The 18,570-nt window shown below is 68.5% G+C and carries 18 protein-coding genes; 6 read left to right on the top strand and 12 right to left on the bottom strand.

Going from position 1 to position 18,570, the window contains the following annotated elements; translation table 11 throughout:
* Positions 1 to 18: 18 nt before the first annotated feature.
* Positions 19 to 795: a hypothetical protein gene (locus ACGFI6_RS41230; protein WP_393128166.1), complete on the bottom strand. Its 777-nt coding sequence runs from the start codon at positions 793 to 795 to the stop codon at positions 19 to 21.
* A gap of 11 nt (positions 796 to 806) precedes the next feature.
* Complete coding sequence (locus tag ACGFI6_RS41225) at positions 807 to 2,879, bottom strand: M64 family metallopeptidase (protein ID WP_393128165.1); 2,073 nt, start codon at positions 2,877 to 2,879, stop codon at positions 807 to 809.
* 84 nt (positions 2,880 to 2,963) lie between these two features.
* On the opposite strand from ACGFI6_RS41225, the gene ACGFI6_RS41220 reads away from it, so the two are divergent.
* On the top strand, positions 2,964 to 3,662 hold the full coding sequence (locus ACGFI6_RS41220) for a class I SAM-dependent methyltransferase (RefSeq protein WP_393128164.1): 699 nt from the start codon (positions 2,964 to 2,966) through the stop codon (positions 3,660 to 3,662).
* Here the strand turns inward: ACGFI6_RS41220 and ACGFI6_RS41215 are convergent.
* From ACGFI6_RS41215 to ACGFI6_RS41205, 3 genes are read right to left on the bottom strand one after another with little or no spacing between them, the layout of a single operon-like run.
* Positions 3,646 to 3,999: a GntR family transcriptional regulator gene (locus ACGFI6_RS41215; RefSeq protein WP_393128163.1), complete on the bottom strand. Its 354-nt coding sequence runs from the start codon at positions 3,997 to 3,999 to the stop codon at positions 3,646 to 3,648. The two genes, ACGFI6_RS41220 and ACGFI6_RS41215, sit on opposite strands and share 17 nt — an antisense overlap.
* A 12-nt stretch (positions 4,000 to 4,011) precedes the next feature.
* On the bottom strand, positions 4,012 to 4,404 hold the full coding sequence (locus ACGFI6_RS41210; protein WP_393128162.1) for a GntR family transcriptional regulator: 393 nt from the start codon (positions 4,402 to 4,404) through the stop codon (positions 4,012 to 4,014).
* Complete coding sequence (locus ACGFI6_RS41205) at positions 4,401 to 5,285, bottom strand: hypothetical protein (protein WP_393128161.1); 885 nt, start codon at positions 5,283 to 5,285, stop codon at positions 4,401 to 4,403. Before ACGFI6_RS41205 ends, ACGFI6_RS41210 begins: the two co-directional genes overlap by 4 nt.
* A 144-nt stretch (positions 5,286 to 5,429) precedes the next feature.
* Here ACGFI6_RS41205 and ACGFI6_RS41200 point away from each other — a divergent pair, with 144 nt between their 5' ends.
* Positions 5,430 to 6,131, top strand: a complete 702-nt coding sequence (locus ACGFI6_RS41200; RefSeq protein ID WP_393128160.1) for a class I SAM-dependent methyltransferase — start codon at positions 5,430 to 5,432, stop codon at positions 6,129 to 6,131.
* Here the strand turns inward: ACGFI6_RS41200 and ACGFI6_RS41195 are convergent.
* The 4 genes from ACGFI6_RS41195 to ACGFI6_RS41180 all read right to left on the bottom strand — a co-directional run bounded on the left by ACGFI6_RS41195 (position 6,066) and on the right by ACGFI6_RS41180 (position 10,694).
* Positions 6,066 to 6,812, bottom strand: a complete 747-nt coding sequence (locus ACGFI6_RS41195) for a glycoside hydrolase family 19 protein (RefSeq protein ID WP_393128159.1) — start codon at positions 6,810 to 6,812, stop codon at positions 6,066 to 6,068. The genes ACGFI6_RS41200 and ACGFI6_RS41195 overlap by 66 nt on opposite strands.
* Positions 6,813 to 6,889: 77 nt before the next feature.
* Positions 6,890 to 8,680, bottom strand: coding sequence for an aspartate--tRNA ligase (gene aspS, locus ACGFI6_RS41190; RefSeq protein WP_393128158.1), 1,791 nt, complete (start codon positions 8,678 to 8,680; stop codon positions 6,890 to 6,892).
* Entirely contained in the window at positions 8,677 to 10,008 is a 1,332-nt protein-coding gene (gene hisS, locus ACGFI6_RS41185; protein ID WP_393128157.1) for a histidine--tRNA ligase, read from the bottom strand. Before hisS ends, aspS begins: the two co-directional genes overlap by 4 nt.
* Positions 10,005 to 10,694 carry an MBL fold metallo-hydrolase gene (locus ACGFI6_RS41180; RefSeq protein WP_393128156.1) on the bottom strand — a complete coding sequence of 230 codons (690 nt, stop codon included), beginning with the start codon at positions 10,692 to 10,694 and terminating at the stop codon, positions 10,005 to 10,007. The genes hisS and ACGFI6_RS41180 overlap by 4 nt, the downstream gene beginning before the upstream one ends.
* A gap of 261 nt (positions 10,695 to 10,955) precedes the next feature.
* On the opposite strand from ACGFI6_RS41180, the gene ACGFI6_RS41175 reads away from it, so the two are divergent.
* The 3 genes from ACGFI6_RS41175 (at position 10,956) to ACGFI6_RS41165 (ending at position 14,422) form a co-directional block, all read left to right on the top strand.
* Positions 10,956 to 12,182, top strand: a complete 1,227-nt coding sequence (locus tag ACGFI6_RS41175; protein ID WP_393128155.1) for a DUF349 domain-containing protein — start codon at positions 10,956 to 10,958, stop codon at positions 12,180 to 12,182.
* Positions 12,183 to 12,272: 90 nt separating this feature from the next.
* The gene (locus ACGFI6_RS41170) at positions 12,273 to 13,136 is read left to right on the top strand and encodes a hypothetical protein (protein ID WP_393128154.1); all 864 of its coding nucleotides are present in this window, start codon (positions 12,273 to 12,275) and stop codon (positions 13,134 to 13,136) included.
* 128 nt (positions 13,137 to 13,264) lie between these two features.
* A complete protein-coding gene (locus ACGFI6_RS41165; RefSeq protein WP_393128153.1) occupies positions 13,265 to 14,422 on the top strand; it encodes a hypothetical protein in 1,158 nt (385 codons plus the stop codon).
* 76 nt (positions 14,423 to 14,498) lie between these two features.
* Here the strand turns inward: ACGFI6_RS41165 and ACGFI6_RS41160 are convergent, their stop codons facing one another.
* Positions 14,499 to 15,275, bottom strand: a complete 777-nt coding sequence (locus ACGFI6_RS41160) for a hypothetical protein (protein WP_393128152.1) — start codon at positions 15,273 to 15,275, stop codon at positions 14,499 to 14,501.
* Position 15,276: 1 nt separating this feature from the next.
* Positions 15,277 to 15,858 carry a papain-like cysteine protease family protein gene (locus ACGFI6_RS41155; protein WP_393128151.1) on the bottom strand — a complete coding sequence of 194 codons (582 nt, stop codon included), beginning with the start codon at positions 15,856 to 15,858 and terminating at the stop codon, positions 15,277 to 15,279.
* A gap of 200 nt (positions 15,859 to 16,058) precedes the next feature.
* Here ACGFI6_RS41155 and ACGFI6_RS41150 point away from each other — a divergent pair, with 200 nt between their 5' ends.
* Complete coding sequence (locus ACGFI6_RS41150) at positions 16,059 to 16,955, top strand: hypothetical protein (RefSeq protein ID WP_393128150.1); 897 nt, start codon at positions 16,059 to 16,061, stop codon at positions 16,953 to 16,955.
* Between the two features lie 79 nt (positions 16,956 to 17,034).
* Here ACGFI6_RS41150 and ACGFI6_RS41145 read toward each other — a convergent pair whose 3' ends face one another.
* On the bottom strand, positions 17,035 to 18,072 hold the full coding sequence (locus tag ACGFI6_RS41145; RefSeq protein WP_393128149.1) for a hypothetical protein: 1,038 nt from the start codon (positions 18,070 to 18,072) through the stop codon (positions 17,035 to 17,037).
* Between the last annotated feature and the right edge of the window lie 498 nt (positions 18,073 to 18,570).

Genomic DNA, 18,570 nt, shown 5'->3' with positions numbered 1-18,570 from the left:
GTTGTTGCCGGTCGCCGATCAGCGGCCGGTTGCGGTGTGGCCGCCTCGGGATTCGATGGCGTTCGGGAGGGTGGATTCGGGGAGGCCGGTGAGCTCGGCGAGCTGGGTCAGGCGGCCTTCGAACTGGGCGCCGAGCGGGGTGCTTGCGATCCGGTCGGCGGTGGTCGGTTCGTCGATGCGGTGCAGGCGGACCTGGATGCCTTCGCGGGTCTGCTCGGTGACGTCGGACGCCGGTACGCGAGCGATGAACTCGTAGATCTCCCGTGGCGTGATGTTGTGGCCACGCATCTCCTCCGGGCCGTCCGGGCTCGGGAACGAGCGTTGCGTGTTCGGGTCCGCGACGGTGCCGGCGTGCAGCAACCGGTCGTGGTACGTGACCTCGTACGCGTTCGCGCCGTGGAACGTCGCGGACTGGGCCAGCGGTCCGTCGACCAGGTGGCTGTCGACGACCGTGAGCCGATCGCCGCGTACGCGGATCCGCAGCCGTACGTACTGCTCGGCCGGAGCGCCGGTACGGCGGGTGCGCGCGGCCTGCTGGTCCGGGTACCCGCCCGACGGCAACTGCTCCGCCGACTCGCGGCTCGCCGCCTCCCGGTCGTACGCGGGCTTCGTCGCCCGACTCACATCCGGGCCGCTGCCCCCGCCCGCATACCGCTGCTTCGGATCCGGCTTGGTGGGGCCGGAGTGTGGTGGTACGGCGGCATGCGTCCGCCGGGTTTCTCCGGCCGGGGCCTTCGCGGGCCGGCGATCGCGCGTTGCCGGCTGTTCCGTCTGAGTGCCTTTGGGTTGCTTCATTGTCGGCCTCCTTACCAGTTCCGGCCGTGGCGGTAGTTGTGGATCCAGCGGTAGTAGATGCGGTCGAGCGTGATGCCCCGGCGCCCGTTGATGACGCCGAACCAGTCGGTGTTGTGCACGTACAGCTGCGGTTTCCCGCTGCGCCCGGTCATCCGGGCGGGCTCGAACCGGTCGACGGAGCCGAGGTTCCACTCCCCCACCCAGTCGCCGGCGTAGTCGGCCTTCAGGTCGGTCCCCGAGCTGAGCATCCGGCCGAGGTACTCCGTCGACCAGTCCTGGTCGTTCCACGCCCACAGGTCGCAGCGCCCGGTGCCGTCAATGTCGGCGGCGAAGAACTCGTCGTGCCGCGCCAGCCCGTCCCAGCCCGGTACGTCGCCGTCGTGCCGATGGACGTACGCGAGCCCGGAGCCTGTCGAGCGGAACAGGCCGAGGTACGCCATCGACCAGTCCACGCCGTTGAACACGAACACGTCGCATCTCCCGTCCCCGTCGAAGTCGCCGAGTATCAGCCGGTCGTGCTGAGCGAGCCCGCCCCAGCCGGGGATGTCGCCGTCGTACCGGTGGAGCATCGAGTACCCGGCGGCGCTCGCGCCGAACAGGCCGACGTACGCCATCGACCAGTCGTCGCCGTTGAAGATCACGAGATCGTCGCTGCCGTTGCCGGTCAGGTCGCCGACGAAGAACTCGTCGTGCCGGGCGAGCCCGCCCCATCCGGGGATGTCACCGTCGTAGCGCTGGCTCATCCAGAAGCCGCTGCCGGTCGAGCGCAGCAGGCCGACGTACGGCATCGACCAGTCGTCGGTGTTCACCACGACCAGGTCGTCGCTGCCGTCGCCGTTCAGGTCGGCCACCAGGAAGCGGTCGTGCGCCGCGAACCCACCCCAGCCGCGGATGTCACCGTCGTACCGCGCGACCAGGCGCAGACCACCGGCACCGTCGGACTTCAGCAGGCCGAGGTACGGCATCACCCAGTCGACACCGTTGAAGATCGCCACCTCGTCCATGCCGTCGCCGTCGAAGTCGCCGACGTACACCTGGTCGTTCGGCATGAACTGCCACGAGCCAGGGACCCGTTCGACGGCGCTGAAGCGGTGTTCGAGCGCCGTAGCGTCGGCCTGGAACAGCTGGATCGACGTGCCGTGGTGCAGCAGCAGGTCGCTGCGGCCGGTGCCATAGAAGCGGCCGGCGTAGGCGTTGCGGAACGTGTGCTCGGTCTCGTGGTCGCGCGCGGTCTTGATCGAGGTGTAGCAGACCGGGCAGTACGGCGGTGTGTTGCCGTTCATCCGGCAGTTCTCGACCGGACGGTACAGGCCGGTGTTCGCCGTACCGCCGCCCTCGAACAGGCCGACGTCGGTGTTGCTGTTCCAGTCGGCCGGGCGCGGTCCGTTGTTGTAGTTCGCGGCGGCGCCGGTGCCGGTCGGCAACGGCGTGCTCGGCGCGATCAGGTTCGCCCACTTCGTCGTCGCGCGGTCGGTGATGGTGGTCAGGTTGATCCACCCCTGCTCGCCGCCGGTGTACGCGCCGCCGGCCGAGTACTCGTCCGCGAAGCCGCCGATCCCATGGCCGAACTCGTGCGCGATGACGGTCCAGTTCACACCCATCGGCACGTGGGCGCGGCCGCCGCCTCCGCAGCCGCCGTAGTTCGGGTTGTTCAGTACGACGAGCAGCTCGTTCCAGTCCGGCACCCACTTGTTCAGCGCGGCCTGGATCCGGGCCTCGGTGTCCGTCCCGTACTCGAGCCAGCAGTGCGCCCACGACCCGCTGAAGATCATCCCGAGCGCGGTGTCGTGGACGACCTGCGACGCGATCGTGTCGTCCGACGCGTCGGTCGGCGTCCCGTGCTCGTCGTACGTCCGGGTGCTGACTCCGGAGTCGACGGAGTCCAGGTTCACCCGGTAGATGTTGTACGCCGACGCGTCCTCGCTGAAGTAGTCGTGCCCGAAGACGCCGTCGATCAACGTCGTCTGGACCCAGCTGTTGTACGCGATCTGATCCACCGCGGTGAACCCGTCACCGAGTACCGCGATGTTCCTCTTCACCCCAGGTGGCCCTGCCTTGCGCAGCACGGTCATGCTGTCAGCCATTGCTCCCCCTTACGCAGCGGCGCCCCCAACGAACACCCCCTAAATCGCGGAGCGCCGCGCGGCATCCACTGATACAAACGTCGGGTGCGCTATTACTTCGCTGAGCACGTGGAGGCCTACCGGCGCCTTGCGCGGGAAGGCCTGACGCAGTGGAACGACCTCTTCGGGGAGAGCTGGACGTACGAGGAGTTCCCCAACCGCGCGTTCCTGGAGAGTGTTCTCGACAGGCTGGTCCCGGGTGGTGCGGTGCTGGAGTACGGCTGCGGGACCGGACCCGCGGCCTGTTTCCTTGCTGCACAGGGATTCCGCGTCGATGCGATCGACCTGATCCCGGAGGCGATCACGCTGGCACGCCGGTTCGCACGCGAGCGCGACGTGGACGTGAACTTCAGCGTGCAGGACGTCTGCGCGCTACCTCCTGGAACCAAGCAGTACGACGTGATCCTCGACAGCTACTGCCTCCAGTCGATCGTCACCGACGCCGACCGCGCCAACCTGCTGTCCGCCGTACGTGAACGGTTGAACGGCTGCTACGTCCTCTCGACCGCCGTCTACACCCCGGACCGCGTGTACGAGGACGGCTTCCACTACGACGCCGGCACCGGCATCTGCTATCAACAGACCGCCGTCCCAACAGCAGACGCCATCCAACTCAACGGCGCCTGGTACCACCCCCACCGCCGCCACCTGCGCCCGGAAGCCCTCCGCACCGAACTCGAACAGGCAGGCTTCACTGTGCTGTCCCAGGACGGCGGCAACGTCCTGGCTACCAGGCGCGGTTAAGGATCTCGGTAGCTTCGGCGAGCGACATACCGGCTTCGTGGGCGGCGGCCGCAAGTTGGGCGGCGGCGGTGTGGGTCGCTGCGTCGTTGGTCTGGCTGCGGAACGCGAGCACGAACGTACCGTTGCGGCCGCGGGTCTCCACCAGCTCCTCGGCTTCCAGCTCCTTGTAGGCGCGGGCGATCGTGTTCACCGCGAGCCCGAGATCGAGTGACAACTGCCGCACCGTCGGCAGCCGCGTCCCCCGAGCCAACTCCCCACCCCGGATCAACGCCTCGATCTGCGAACGCACCTGCTCGTACGGCGGCGTCAACCCAACCGGATCAACCGTAATCTCCATCGAGCCAGCATCTCAGTTGAACTCCTCCACGCGCCGGGGACGCTCCCCACTCCCCCAGGTCCGCTGCAGGAGCTCGGTGGCCTGGGCGAAGTTCAGGCCGGCCCGGTGGGCAGCCCGGGAGAACATCGTGGCGGCGGCCCGGGCCTCCTCGTCGTCGATCCGGATCCGCGTCGCGAGCACGAACGTACCGTTGCGGCCGCGCGTCTCCACCAGCCGCTCGGCCTCCAGCTCCTTGTAGGCCCGCGCGACCGTGTTGGCCGCGAGCCCCAGGTCGCCGGCGAGTTGGCGGACGGTCGGGAGCCGCGTGCCCTGGACCAGCTCGCCGGCGCGGATCAGTGCGTCGATCCGCTCTTTCACCTGTTCGTACGGCGGTTTCGCCGACCCAGGGTCGATCGTGATGATCATCCGGCGATCCGCTGTACACGACCCAGCCCGCGACGGCTGGCCGCCAGCACCCCACGCCCGCACAGCATCACGACGGAGACCAGGAACGCCACGGTCGCCACCGGCTGGACGAAGTGCGGCGTACCCGCAGGCCATTGGAACGACATCGGCAGGGCCGCACCGAGCATCCAGCAGATCATCAGCACCGACGAACCGACATCGCGCAGCGTCGACGCCCGCAGCGCCTCCTGCCACAGCAGCTCGGCCTTGTCACCGGACGGGCGGTTGACCAGCAGCGCCCTGCGCTGCAGGAACAGCCCGAGGGCCCACAGCGGTACCGCGACCAGTCCGCTGACGACGAGGATCCAGCCGCTCGCCGGGCGGTCCGCAGTACCGAGGATCACGACGCCCAGGCCGATCCCGACGAGCGGAAGTACGAGGCAGCTGTACTGGATCACGATCTCCCACGGGCTCAGGTAGTCCGCGAGCTGTCGCGGGCGCAGTGCTGCCGTACGGCGACCGTCGCTGCGGGCCTCGCGCACGACCCGGTAGTTGTACGCGAGCGTCGCCAGACCGCCCGCACCGGCCACGGCGGCCGCGGCGAGCAACCAGGTCAGCAACCCGTCGTCAGCTACGTCGCTGCTCGCGAGGCCGATGTGCAGCCCGTTGCGTACCAGCAGCACGATTGCGCCGGCCGCGACCGTACCGATCAGGATCCCGATCAGCAGGGTCTCCTGACGCCGCCGTTGCCAGTCCAGCGCCGCGTCGACCAGTCGCGGCTCGGCCGGCAGTCCGGCCCGCTCGATCAGCCGATTCACCTCGAGCTGCGCCGCCCGCTGCCGTTGGATCCACAGGAACACCACGACGCCGACCGTTGCTCCGATCAACCACAGGAAGCTCACCTGAACCACGTTCCCTCCGAGTATTTGTACCAAATGTATTGCTACAAAAGATCGGTGTCAAACGCAGGTTTGTATCAGGGGCCGGTACTTTCGGGTGCCGCCGAAAGACTGGCAGGCGGTTGGTGCGGCTCAGAGGATCGCGGCATGAGAGTCGGACAGGGTGGTACCGGGCCCGGAGTGCACACGCCGGACGGGAGTGCGGTCGCGATGTACGAGGTGTCGTCGGCGCGGGGGGAGGACGAGCTGATCGGCGGCGCAATCGGGGCGGAGAGCAGCATTCTGGAGCTGGGATGCGGTACGGGGCGGATCACTCGGCCGCTGCTCGCGCTCGGGCATCAGGTGGTGGCGGTCGACGAGTCGGCGGACATGGTCGCGCGGGTGGCGCCGCTCGGGGTCGAGACGGTCTGCTCGACGATCGGCGACCTGCGGCTCGAGCGGCGCTTCGATGTCGTACTGATGATGTCGTTCCTGATCAACGTCGCCGATGACGGCGAACGGTTGCGGCTGCTCGAGACGTGCGCACGTCACGTCCGGCCCGGCGGCTCGGTGCTCCTTCAGCAGGAGGTCCCCGGCCATCGGCACGCGCCCGCGGAGATGGGCGACGAGCACCGCCGGATGGTCGTCTCGGACGTCGAGGACCTACCTGACGGCTCCCAGGCCGCAACTCTGACCCACACGATCGACGGCCGCACCTGGTCCCAGCGAATCCTCACCAAGAACCTCTCCGAGGACCACCTGACCGCCCAACTGACCGAGGCCGGCCTACGCCTCACCAGCTACCTAACCCCCGACCGAATGTGGATCAAAGCACAGCTCGACGGGCCTGCCCCCACTAACCCCAGCTAACCCCGCGAGGGTGTCGAACTGCGACCTGGTGAGCTTGGTGGTATCGCCCTTCAAGGCGGCCGGGCGGGTGCAGCTGATGCCGGGCGGGACCGAGCCGGTCAGGTAGTTCAGTGCGTTCTTGAACGAGTCGCAGCGTCGCTGGTCCTCGGCACCCGCCGGATAGCCGATCGCGGCGTTCACGCGGCCCATGTCGAGGCTGTCCGCGTACGGATTGATGTCGCGGGCAACGGTCCAGTACCAGCGTGCGATGGGAGCGCTCCACTGCAACGACATCGCCAGATCCGGGTCGCCGAGCAGATCGATCCCGAGATACTCACCGGCCGGGCCGTAGTTGAAGTCGCCGGTCAGCTGGATGTAACCGCGCCCACCGTACGGACGGGTGTCGCCGATCTCGCGGATGTTGTACTCCAGCCGCGACTCGTGCACCAACGTCGCGAGGAACGCGGCCTTCCGGTACGGCGTGTTGATGTTCGCGTCCCGCATCGCCTGATTCAGCGACGGCAGACCGGTCTCGACGATCGACGGGTTCGCGATCCGGCTCCCGAACATCGCCTGTACGTCGGCGAGCGTCACGTCATCGGTAGGCGCGCCCGCAGCGGCCCGGGACGTCGTCGCGGACGCCGGTGCTGCGACAAGAACGACGGCCAGTGTGAGGGCGGCGGCAAGTAGGCGTTTGAGCATGAAACGCTCCTGGGGCGGTAGGAGAGCTGAACCGCTACTCTCCCACCGCCCCAGGGGTGTTGCTCAAGTACGCAACGTCAGGCCTTCTCGGCCTCGGCGCCCTTCTTCTCCGGCTTGGCGTCGACGCCGGCCTCCTTGCGCTGCTCCGGCGTGATCGGCGCCGGCGCCGCGGTCAGCGGGTCGAACCCGCCGCCGGACTTCGGGAACGCGATCACGTCGCGGATCGACTCGGTACCGGCCAGCAGCGCCGTGATCCGGTCCCAGCCGAACGCGATCCCGCCGTGCGGCGGCGCGCCGAACTTGAACGCGTCGAGCAGGAAGCCGAACTTCTCTGTCGCCTCCTCGTCGGTCAGGCCCATCACCTTGAAGACCCGCTTCTGGACGTCCTCGCGGTGGATACGGATCGACCCGCCGCCGATCTCGTTGCCGTTGCAGACGATGTCGTACGCGTACGCCAGCGCCGATCCCGGATCGGTGTCGAACGTTTCCAGCGAGTCCGGCTTCGGCGAGGTGAACGCGTGGTGCACGGCGGTCCACGCGCCGGACCCGACCGCGACGTCACCAGCGGCGGTCGCCTCGTCGGCCGGCTCGAACAGCGGCGCGTCCACGACCCACACGAACGACCAGGCCGACTCGTCGATCAGACCGCCACGACGGCCGATCTCCAGCCGGGCCGCACCGAGCAGCGCCCGCGACGACTTGACCGCACCGGCGGCGAAGAAGATGCAGTCGCCCGGCTTCGCGCCGACGTGGTCGGCGATGCCCGCGCGCTCTTCTTCGGACAGGTTCTTCGCGACCGGACCGGCCAGCTCGCCGTCCTGACCGACGAGCACGTACGCCAGCCCGCGAGCGCCGCGCTGCTTGGCCCACTCCTGCCACGCGTCCAGTTGCTTGCGCGGCTGGTCGGCGCCACCCGGCATCACGACCGCGCCGACGTACGGCGCCTGGAAGACCCGGAACGGCGTGTTCTTGAAGTATTCGGTGCACTCGACGAGCTCGAGGCCCATCCGCAGATCCGGCTTGTCGGAGCCGAACCGTGCCATCGCCTCGCCGTAGGTCATCCGCGGGATCGGCGTCTGCACGTCGTACCCGACGAGCTTCCAGAGTGCGGCCAGCACCTGTTCGGCGAGCGCGATCACGTCGTCCTGGTCGACGAAGCTCATCTCGATGTCGAGCTGGGTGAACTCCGGTTGCCGGTCGGCGCGGAAGTCCTCGTCGCGGTAGCAGCGGGCGATCTGGTAGTACCGCTCCATACCGGCCACCATCAGCAGCTGCTTGAACAGCTGCGGCGACTGCGGCAGCGCGTACCAGCTGCCCGGCTGCAGGCGGGCCGGGACCAGGAAGTCGCGGGCGCCTTCCGGCGTCGAGCGGGTCAGCGTCGGCGTCTCGATCTCGACGAAGTCATGGTCGGCCAGGACCGTACGGGCGGCCTGGTTCACCTTGCTGCGCAGGCGGATCGCCGAACCCGGACCCTGGCGGCGCAGGTCGAGGTAGCGGTACTTGAGGCGGATCTCCTCGTTCACCGGGGTCGCGTGGTGCTCCTCGACCGGGAACGGCAGCGGGGCGGCCTCGTTCAGCACCTCGACCTCGGCCGCGATCACCTCGATCTCGCCGGTCGGCAGGTTCGGGTTCGCGTTGCCCTCCGGGCGCGGCGAGACCTCGCCGACGATCTTCAGGCAGAACTCCGAACGCAGCCCGTGCGCGGCGTCCTCGTCGCGGATCACGACCTGGACGGTGCCGGACGAGTCGCGCAGGTCGATGAACGCCACGCCGCCGTGATCGCGTCGCCGCGCCACCCAGCCCGCGAGGATCACGGTCTCGCCGGCGTCGGAGGCGCGCAGCGAACCTGCGGAACGGTTACGGATCACGAGTTCTCCTCTTGCGTGTTGATGCTTGGTCGTAGGTCGTCGGCGGGCGGGGACCAGGTGGCGGCGTCGGCCGGTACCTGGTCGCCGCTGCGGATGTCCTTCACCTCGGGCCCGTTCTCGGTACTGAACCAGACGAACGGAATCCCGCGCCGATCGGCAAACTTGATCTGCTTCCCGAACTTCGCCGCGCTCGGTGCAACCTCCACCGCAATTCCCCGGCTGCGCAACTGGATCGCCGTCCGCATCGCATCGGCCCTGTCGTCCTCTGACGTCAGAGCGATCAGCACAGCAGTCGGCGTACGACGACTCGCGCTCAGCAGCCCCTTGGAGATCAATCGGTGCACGAGCCGCGACACCCCGATCGAGATCCCGACGCCGGGGTAGGTCGTCTTGCCGTCGGAGGCGAGTGAGTCGTACCGGCCGCCGGAGCAGATCGACCCGTACCCTTCGTCGCCGATCAGCTGGGTCTCGTACACGGTCCCGGTGTAGTAGTCGAGCCCGCGGGCGATCTTCAGGTCCGCGACCAGCAGCCCCGGTGCGTGCTCGTTCGCCGCCGTCATGATCTGCGTCAGCCGCTCGAGCCCCTCGTCGAGGACCTCGTGCTGGACGCCGAGCGCCCGTACCTGATCCGCGAACGACGCGTCCGTCGACGAGATCTCGGCGAGCCGCAGGACCTGCTTGGCGGTCTCCGCGGACAGCCCCGACCCGGTCAGCAGCTCGGTCACCTTGTCCGGGCCGATCTTGTCCAGCTTGTCGACGATCCGCAGCGTACCGACGATGTCCTCGATGCCGAGGCCACGGTAGAAGCCCTCCGGGATCTGGCGGGTGTTCACCTGGATCCGGAACGGCGGGATCGGCAGCTTGCGGAACGCGTCCGCGATCACCAGCGGCAGCTCGACCTCGTAGTGGAACGGCAGCTCGCCGCTGTCGATGATGTCGATGTCCGCCTGGGTGAACTCGCGGTACCGGCCGTCCTGCGGGCGCTCACCGCGCCACACCTTCTGGATCTGGTAGCGCCGGAACGGGAACACCAGCTTGCCGCTGTGCTCCAGTACGTACCGCGCGAACGGCACCGTCAGGTCGAAGTGCAGCCCGAGCGCCGCGTCCTCGTCCGCTCCGGCCGCGAGTCGCCGGACGCCGTAGATCTCCTTGTCGGCGTCCTCGCCCTGGTTGGACAGGCGCTCGACCGGCTCGACCGCACGGGTCTCGATCGACGCGAAGCCGTGCAGCTCGAACGTCTCCCGGATCGTGTCGAGGAACTGCAGCTCGACGATCCGATCCGACGGAAGGAATTCGGGGAACCCACTCAGCGGGGTCACCTTGCTCATAAGTTCGGTATCTCCAGGTCCTGCAAGTAGGGGTTGGTCGCCTTCTCCCGGCCGATCGAGGTCTGGCCACCATGACCCGGCAGGACGACGATCTCGTCGCGCATCGGCAGGATCTTGGTGGCCAACGTATGCAGCATCGCCGGATGGTCGCCGCCTGGCAGATCCGTCCGGCCGATCGACCCGGCGAACAACACGTCACCGGAGAACAGCACCGCGGGCACCTCTTCGGGCCCCTCGTACGGGGTCGTGAACGTGACCGAGCCCTTCGTGTGTCCGGGCGTGTGGTCGACTGTGAACTGCAGGCCGGCGAGCTCCAGCGACTGCCCGTCCTTCAGCTCGGCCACGTCGTCGGGCTCGGCGAACTCGTGGTTGCCGCCGAGCAGCATCCGCGCCGTCTCCGGGCTGATCCCCGCCATCGGGTCGGCGAGCAGGTGCCGGTCGTCCGGGTGGATCCAGGCGGTCGCGTCGTACGTCCCGCAGACCGGGAGGACCGAGAACATGTGGTCGATGTGACCGTGCGTGAGCAGTACGGCGACGGGTTTCAGCTTGTTCTCCCGGACGACCTGCTCGACGCCCGCGGTCGCGTCCTGTCCGGGGTCGACGACGATGCACTCCGCGCCCTGGCCGGTGGCGACGACGTAGCAGTTCGTACCCCACGAACCCGCGGGGAACCCGGCGATGAGCACGACAGACCTTCCTGGAACAGGGTTCGGGACCCACCAAGGCTACCGGTCGGGTCCCGGTGGTTCCGAACCGGATTGTGATGCAACACCGTTGCGCCTGAGCTGGGAGTTTGTGATTGTTCAGGGATAGGCCTTTGTGAGTGAGGGCCTGAGCGTCGAGAAGGCAGCTCGACGCGCCCAGGGACGGGCCTGATCGCGTAGTTGGACCGGGGACTGGACCAGAATGGGCACGAGCGCAGTGCATACCGCCGGAAGGGGCGAGTTGTGGCCGGAGAGAACTGGGGCCGGGTAGCAGAGGACGGAACGGTCTTCGTACGGACGAAGGACGGTGAACGGGCGGTCGGCCAGTGGCCGGACGCGAACCCCGAGGAGGCGCTCGCCTTCTACACCCGCCGGTACGACGCGCTGGCCTTCGAGGTGGAACTGCTGGAGCAGCGGGTTCAGGCGGGTACGGTCTCGCCGGACGACGCGCGCGCCGCGGTCAAGAAGGTGAACAGCTCGCTGGAGGACGCCCAGGCGGTCGGAGACCTCGACGGCCTGCGGACCCGGCTCGAAGCGCTCTCCCCACTCGTCGCCCAGCAGCGTGAACGCCGCAAGGCCGAACGCGCCGCGAAGGTCGAGGAGGCCCGCTCCGCGAAGACCAAGATCGCGACCGAGGCCGAGACGATCGCGTCCGGCACCGACTGGCGGCACGGCGTCACCCGGCTGCGCGAGCTCCTGGACGAGTGGAAGGCCCTCCCCCGGCTCGACAAGTCGTCGGACGACGAGTTGTGGCACCGGTTCTCCTCCGCGCGTACGACGTACACGCGGCATCGCAAGCAGCACTTCGCGGAGCTCTCCTCCAAGCGGGAAGAGGCCGCGGTGGTGAAGGAGCGGCTGGCCGCCGAGGCCGAGACGCTCGCCGCCTCGAACGAGTGGGGCCCGACGTCCGGCCGGTTCCGGGACCTGATGCGGCAGTGGAAGGCCGCCGGCCCCGCACCGCGCGAGGTCGACGACAAGCTGTGGGCGCGGTTCCGGGCCGCACAGGACCTGTTCTTCGGGGCGCGGGACGCCGTACAGGCCGAGGAGAACGCCGAACAGGTGGAGAACCTCAAGGCCAAGGAAGCACTGCTCGTCGAGATCGAGACCATCGTGCCGGTCGACGACGCGCGGACGGCGCGCGAGCAGTTGCGCGACTACCTGGACCGCTGGGACCAGATCGGCAAGGTGCCGCGCGATTCGATGCGCGCGATCGACGGCCGCCTGCGCGCCGTCGAGCAGGCCGTGAAGTCGGCCGAGGACGAGGTCTGGAACCGCAGCAACCCCGAGGCCCGCGCCCGCGCCGAAGCCACCGTCAAACAGCTCCAGTCCCTGATCACCGACCTGGAAAAGCAAGCCACCAAGTTCGAGTCCCAGGGCAACACCCGCAAGGCCACCGAAGCCCGCGAAGCCATCGCCGCCCGCCGAGAATGGCTGACCCAAGCCCAAAACGCCCTAACCGACTTCAGCTGACCCTGCCTCTGAACAAGGCCCTGGCCCCCCGGCGCCAGGACCTGTGGACAACTTTCCGCATGATTCCCGCGATTCAGGAATCATGCCGGAATGATCCCCGCCGACCTCCCCCTGTTCCTCTACGGCCTCCCGTTCCGTCCCCATCAGGTGGGCCGGAAGCTCAACTGGCTGCTCGGCCTCGGCGACATCCGCCAGGTGATGAAGGGCGTGTACGTCGACGTACGGGTTCCTGATTCGGCTGAGCTGCGGGCCGACGCGATGCGCTTGCTGACACCACCGGAGGCCGTCGTGTGCGGAGCGGCCGCCGCGTGGCTGCACGGACTCGACACGACCGCCCTCGGCCCGACGGAGCTCGTCGAGGCCCAGTGGACGCGCGAAGCGCCCGACGTGGTCGAGGTGCACGGGGTGCGGGTCACCAGTCCGATCTCGACCGCGGTCGAGTTGGCGATGCGCCTTCCGCGCCCGTTCGCACTCTCCGCCGTCGACGCGCTCCTCCGCTCCGGCAAGGCCGACCTGTTCGCACTCCGCGCCGCCTCGGCCGCGTACGAGCGGCAACGCGGATACCGCCAGGGCCAGGAGGTGCTGCGCTGGGCCGACCGCCGCGCTGCCTCCCCCGCCGAGTCCTGGCTCCGCCTCCGCCTGATCGACGCCGGCTTCGGCCGCCCCGACCTCCAGGTCCGTGTCGACGGCAACGGACGCACCTACCGCCTGGACGTCGCCTACCCAAACCAGCCTGTTGATGGGCGGTGGCTTGGGTTGGAGTACGACAGTGATCAGTGGCACTCGTCGGTGAAGCAGCAACTGAAGGACGAAACCCGCCGCACCGAGCTCGACGCCCTGGGCTGGCACATCATCCCGGTCCGCCGAACCGACCTCTGGGGCTCCTACCCAGCCCTCGAACTAGCAGTAGGCAGCTTCCTCTGCCAACAACCCCGCCTCCCCCGCCGCTGGTGAGGTGGAGTGCGCGTTTGCCGCGCGCAGGCGGGAGCAGCATGATGCTGCACGAAGAGAAACAGATCTGAGGGGGGAAAGTCGTGGATACACCGGCAGCAGAGGAGCCTCAAGAAGTTGCGGTTCGGCGATTGGGCAAGGAGGGATCGGAGCTCGCCGTCTTCGAGTTCCAAGGCAAGCTGCGAGAGTTGATGATCGCCGGCCTTCGCGAGGGCTATCTGGCCACCGGGAACTACGTCCCGGACGCGAAGGCCGTCTCACCGCAAGGTGCCATGGCGTTGGCCGTCGCCGGTGCGGCGACGGGAGCGACCGCGTTGTCGGCCGCGTTCTCGTCGACGCTCTTCATGGCGACCGCGAATCCGGCCACGCTGATGACCCTCGGCAACGGGGTCGGCAGCGCCGTGATGGGAGCGGGCGGGATCGTGGCGCAGGCGCCGTTCGTCGCCGTGGCGAGCTCGCTTCCGGTCGTGGCGCCGGTCCTCGCGATCCAGGCGCTCAACACGGCGGTGATGATGCAGCAGTTCAAGCAGGTGGACCAGAAGCTCGACACCATCAAGAGCACCTTGAACGAGGCGATCGCCAGGATCGAAGCGACGCACGCGGGCGAGCTGCTGGCCGCATCAAGGACCGTCGACGACGTCTACCGGCAGTACAGCCTCGAAGGGTCCTTCTCGAACGACATGCTCGTGCGCCTCGCGTTGGCGGAACGCGACGTGAGAGTACTCGCCGCCAGGTTCCGGCAGCTTGTCGAAGCACGAGGCACGACGAACGTCGATGACCTCCAGGTTCGGCAGGCGAACTACGACGCCCACAGTGCGATGCTCGCCTCGTTCGTGGAGCTCCGTGTCTGCTATCTCCGTGTCTGCGTCGACATGCAGGAGAACCCGAAGTCAGTCACCTCGTCGATGGAACATCTGAAGTCGGTCATCGACGACGGGATCGTGTTCTGGCAGCAGCTGCAGGACCGTTCGCGAGGGCTCAAGGACGAGATCGGTCAGCTCGAGGCGAAGCTCCAGGAGATGAACTGGGCGACACGAAATCTCCCGGGCGGCGAGGGCATCATGCTCGAGAAGGAGCTCACGGCGCGCAACGCGGCGTACACGTCGACGATGGAGAGCGAGCGGGAGATCATGAGCGAGTTCCATTCGCTCATCGAGTCCGCCCGAGCTACTCGGAAGGCGCTTGAGGCGTCTGTTCCGACGAACGGCGCCACCTCGCCGACCCTCGTCTACTGGAAGGACGAGACGGGTGAACATTCCTTCGTCACGGAGAAGAACCTCATTTCCTGACGGGCTGAGTTGTCGGCCGTGCGGAGACGGGACGGCCCGGCGGGTCAGGGTGATGGCTGACCCGCCGGGCTTGCGGTTAGCGGGCGGGGGACGTTCGCGCGCGCCGCAGGAGGATGAGCAGTAGGGCGCCGGCGGCGAGGGTTGCGGTGGCTACGGCGAGCGGGATGGTTGGGTTGTGGTTCGGGGTTGTTGTGGTGGTCATGATGGGGGTGGGTGCGGTGTCGCTGTAGCCGCCGGCCATTCCCTGGTCGTTGTAGGTCGAGCCGGGGAGTTTGTTGGCGTAGCGGTGGGCTACCAGGTCTTGGTACGCGGCGATCGTGACCGGCTTGCCGCCGATGGACTTGACCGCGGACGGATTGAGCGCACGTACGTGGGTTGCGGTCAGGGCGTACCAGGCGCCGAGCTGTGGCTCCGTGAAGACCGTCGCGGTGCCGGCCGCCGTCGCCATCTTGGACTCGGTGTTGCCGGAGGCAACGTTCACTGCCTGCCATCCACCGTGCCCGTCGGGTGTGGTGAAGACGGTCAGCGTTCGGCCACCCGCAGTTGCGGAGGTAGCGGCGTACCAGAAGGTGGCGACCGGCGCCGACGCATCGCGGACGAACGCGGGGTTGAGGCCGTAGATCGGGTGCGCGTCCTGCCCAACCTTCGCCGCGGCTTTCGCCGTACCGCCGGCCTTCCCGAGCAGGCTCAGCGCGGTCGGCGAGTGCGCCGCGGTGGTTGCCTTGGACAACTCGTTCGGCGCCACCGGCTGCGGGCCTGCCGCAGCGGCCAGGCCGGCAGCGGCGACGGCGAAGCCCAGACCGGCGGCAAGTACGGCTGCGCAGCGGTACAGGATGTTCTTCGGGCGGCGCATGTCAGGCTCCGATCTGGTACAGGGAGTGGGTCCAGGTGAACTGCGAGTTGGACCGGTACCAGTTGTACGTCGAGTAGTTGTAGCGCTGGTCGTCCGGCCACGGGTCGTAGTACTCGATGGTCGAGTCGGCGGAGTCGTACCCGATGATGTCCATCATGTGACCGCCGCCGGAGTTCCAGCCGATCCGCGTCATCACCGGGCGGCCGGCGGCGATCTCGGTGACGAGCGTGCTGAACGCCAGCGTCGACGAGACGTACCGGCCGGTGCTGATCCCGATCGACCGGAACGCGTTCTGGTCGTTGCCGAGGCTGGCCTGGTTGTTCGGGCAGGTGCCGTTGACGGAGTAGCCGAAGGCGAGGTTGCAGAACTGGTTCTGGCTGTACGAGTAGCCGTAGAAGGCGGCGATGCTGTTGCCGGTCGCGGCCCAGCACCAGTTCGACTTCTGCTGGGTCTGGCCGGAGACGTACAGGTAGTAGCTGCTCGGGGCGGCCGACGCGGGTGGCGCGAGCGGGGCCAGCGTCGCGAGCCCGAGGATCGTGGCCAGCAGCAACGACCAGAGGCGGCTGGGGCGGAGCCTGCGCATGTGTCCTCCTTCGAGAGGTTCTGCGAGAGGTACTGCAGGGTGGGCGGATCCATCGTCGGGACGGCGTGCGGGCCCGGCAAGAACCTGGCTCCGGGTCGTCGGAGGCTGTGAACGGCAGAATCCGGTGAACAGCGGGTGACGAGGCAGTGCCGGCGAGTGCTGTGAATGTTTACACTGCTGCTCCAAAGGAGCGTGCGCCCATGATCAAGCCGGTCGAGGTCCCTGCGGTGACTCCGGAAGCGTCGTTCGCGGACGCGCTACGGCATGCGATCGCCCGTCGCGGCCTGGCGCTGAACAGGATCCGCACGCACCTCGCCGACCGCGGGCTGCACGTCGGCGTGGCCACCCTCAGCACCTGGCAGAGCGGCCGCCGGGTCCCGCGGGAGGATTCGCTCGCGACCGTGACCGCGCTGGAGGAGCTGCTGCAACTCCCACGTGGCTGGCTCACCGTACGCATTCCACCCGCGCGCACCGAGTCCGCTCCCCAGCCGTACGCGGTGGTGGACTACGCCGAGGCGCTTACCCGGCTGCTCGACCGGCTCCGGCGCGACGCCCACGGACGGCTGCGGAACGTGACGGTGCTCGAGGAGGTGCGGATCGGCGCGGACCGGAGCTCGCTGCGGCGGCGTGTGACGCAGAGCGTGGTCGCCGTACAGCCGGTGGACCGGCTGATCATCGCACACCAGGGCGAGCCCGGTTGCGACGCCGAGCAGCTCGCGCTGCGGGTGCTGAGCGGCTGCCGTACGGGCCGGATCGCCCGCTCCGCCGAGGCTGGCGCACTGCTGGGCGAGCTGCTGCTCGATCGGGTTCTCGCGGTGGGCGAGACGGCCGTCGTGCACTACGAGGTCGAGGACCGTACGGGGCTGGCGACCACGGAGTACCAGCGGTTCAGCGAATGGGGCGGGATGCACTACGTGCTGGAGGTCCAGTTCGACCGCGCCGCGCTCCCGGTCCGCGTCCACGAGCTCCGGCGCCGCCACACCTCCGGGCCGGACCTGATGCGTCGCGAGCTGATGCTCACCCCGGACGCCCGCGTCCACGTCATAGAACCGTCCGCCGACCCCGGCACCGTCGGCATTGCCTGGGAATGGGACTAACCGCACCCCGACCCCGCAGCCCAGCACCGGTGGACATCCACTCGTATTGCGGCCACGGCGTCAGGGTGGGGTGGATGGGTTAGGGCTTGAAGCCGGCGTGGATGTGGTCGTGGTGGGTGCGGTCGGAGAAGTAGGCCGTGCCGGAGAGTTGGTAGGGGCCGCCAACGTTGTACGAGCCGAGGTTTTCGGCGGCGCGCATGTACGAGGTGACGAGTGAGCGGGAGGTCGACGGGGACACAACGGCGTGGCCGTTGATCTGCCAGGTGTCGAACGCTCGGCCTTTCGGGTGGTCGCTGGGGCGATTGGTGCCGAAGACATCGATCGGGTGGCCCGAGCGGATCACGCTGATGCCGATGCGGTACGTCTTCGCGAGCTGCAGCATCGTGGTCAGGACGGAGTCGTGCACCTGCCCGGACCGGATGTCTGCCGCGGACGCGGGCGGCAACGTGATCCGACCGCTGGCGAGGACCTGCCGGGCGGCTGACGAGAGGTTGGTTGCCGCCTTGCCTGGTTGGGCTGGGTGCGTCGCGGTCACTCGCCAGGTCCCGCGGGTTTTGGTGAGACGTACGTCGACGGTCGTACCGCTGGTCAGCACACGACCACCGGAGATCGTGTAGATGCGGCACGGGACGAGCACGCTGGCGGTGTCGCTCAGGATTCCGCCGTACTGGGCGTCGATCACCTCCACCACACCGCGAGTGCCGCGAGGACGCAGCAGCTCCTCGACGGCCGCGACCGCAACCCGCTTCGCGGCCGGCTCGATCTCCCCCGCCCCAGGAGTCCACAACCGCACCGACGGCAACGCCACAGTCGGCGTACGCGGCGTCGTCGGCCCAGGCACCGTCTCCGTCGCCGCAGAACTGGACACGCCAGCCGAGGCACCGCCCTTCGGCCCGCTGGACGGCTGCGCTCCCCCAGTCGACGCGCCGGACGGCTGCACACCGCCGGTCGGCGCGCTCGGCGGCTGCGCGCCCCCAGTCGCGGCTGTAGGCGTCGGAGCCGACGTACCGCCACGCCCCGTACCATCGCTCCCCGAGCCTCCCGCCGACGAGCCGCTGCACCCGGCCAGCGCGCCGGCGCCCGCGATCAGCAGCCCGCGTCGTCCCAATCCGCCCATACCCGCCAGTCTGCCCCGCCACCTCAAGGTGGCGTGAACAAGAACTGGGGGCTAGAGACAGGCTATTTCCGGCTCTCCTGTCGGATGTGTGGGTGGACCGACGGCGGACGGGCGTGGCGATTCCGGGACGGAACTGGAAGGCTCGCACAGGCTGCCGCCCAGTTCACCAGCCAACCGACCAACCAACCGACCTGGCCGGGCAGTGCCGGGCAGGGACATTTCGACAGGTAGTGCACCCCGAGACGCCGTACGCTCGGTGCACTTTCACGCTCAGGTGTACTACCCACAGGTCAGACACCGACCGACATGTCCTGTCGAATTGTCCGCCCCGCTACTCCCGGACCACGTGCAGCCAGAGCAGCGTCAGGTGCGCCGGTCGCGAGCGCGAGCCGACATCGCTGGCGTCGGCGCCACGCCGTCGTCCGCACAGAAGGTAGGAGGGCCGGTCATCTACTCGTGGTGTGGGTTCTCTGCTGGTGCACCGGCGGAGAACCCTCA

Origin of the sequence: Kribbella sp. NPDC048928 (assembly GCF_043197975.1) — a bacterium.
In the GTDB taxonomy this organism is placed as follows: domain Bacteria; phylum Actinomycetota; class Actinomycetes; order Propionibacteriales; family Kribbellaceae; genus Kribbella.
Note: the sequence above shows the minus strand (reverse complement) of the source record. Positions and strands in the feature narration are given on the sequence as shown.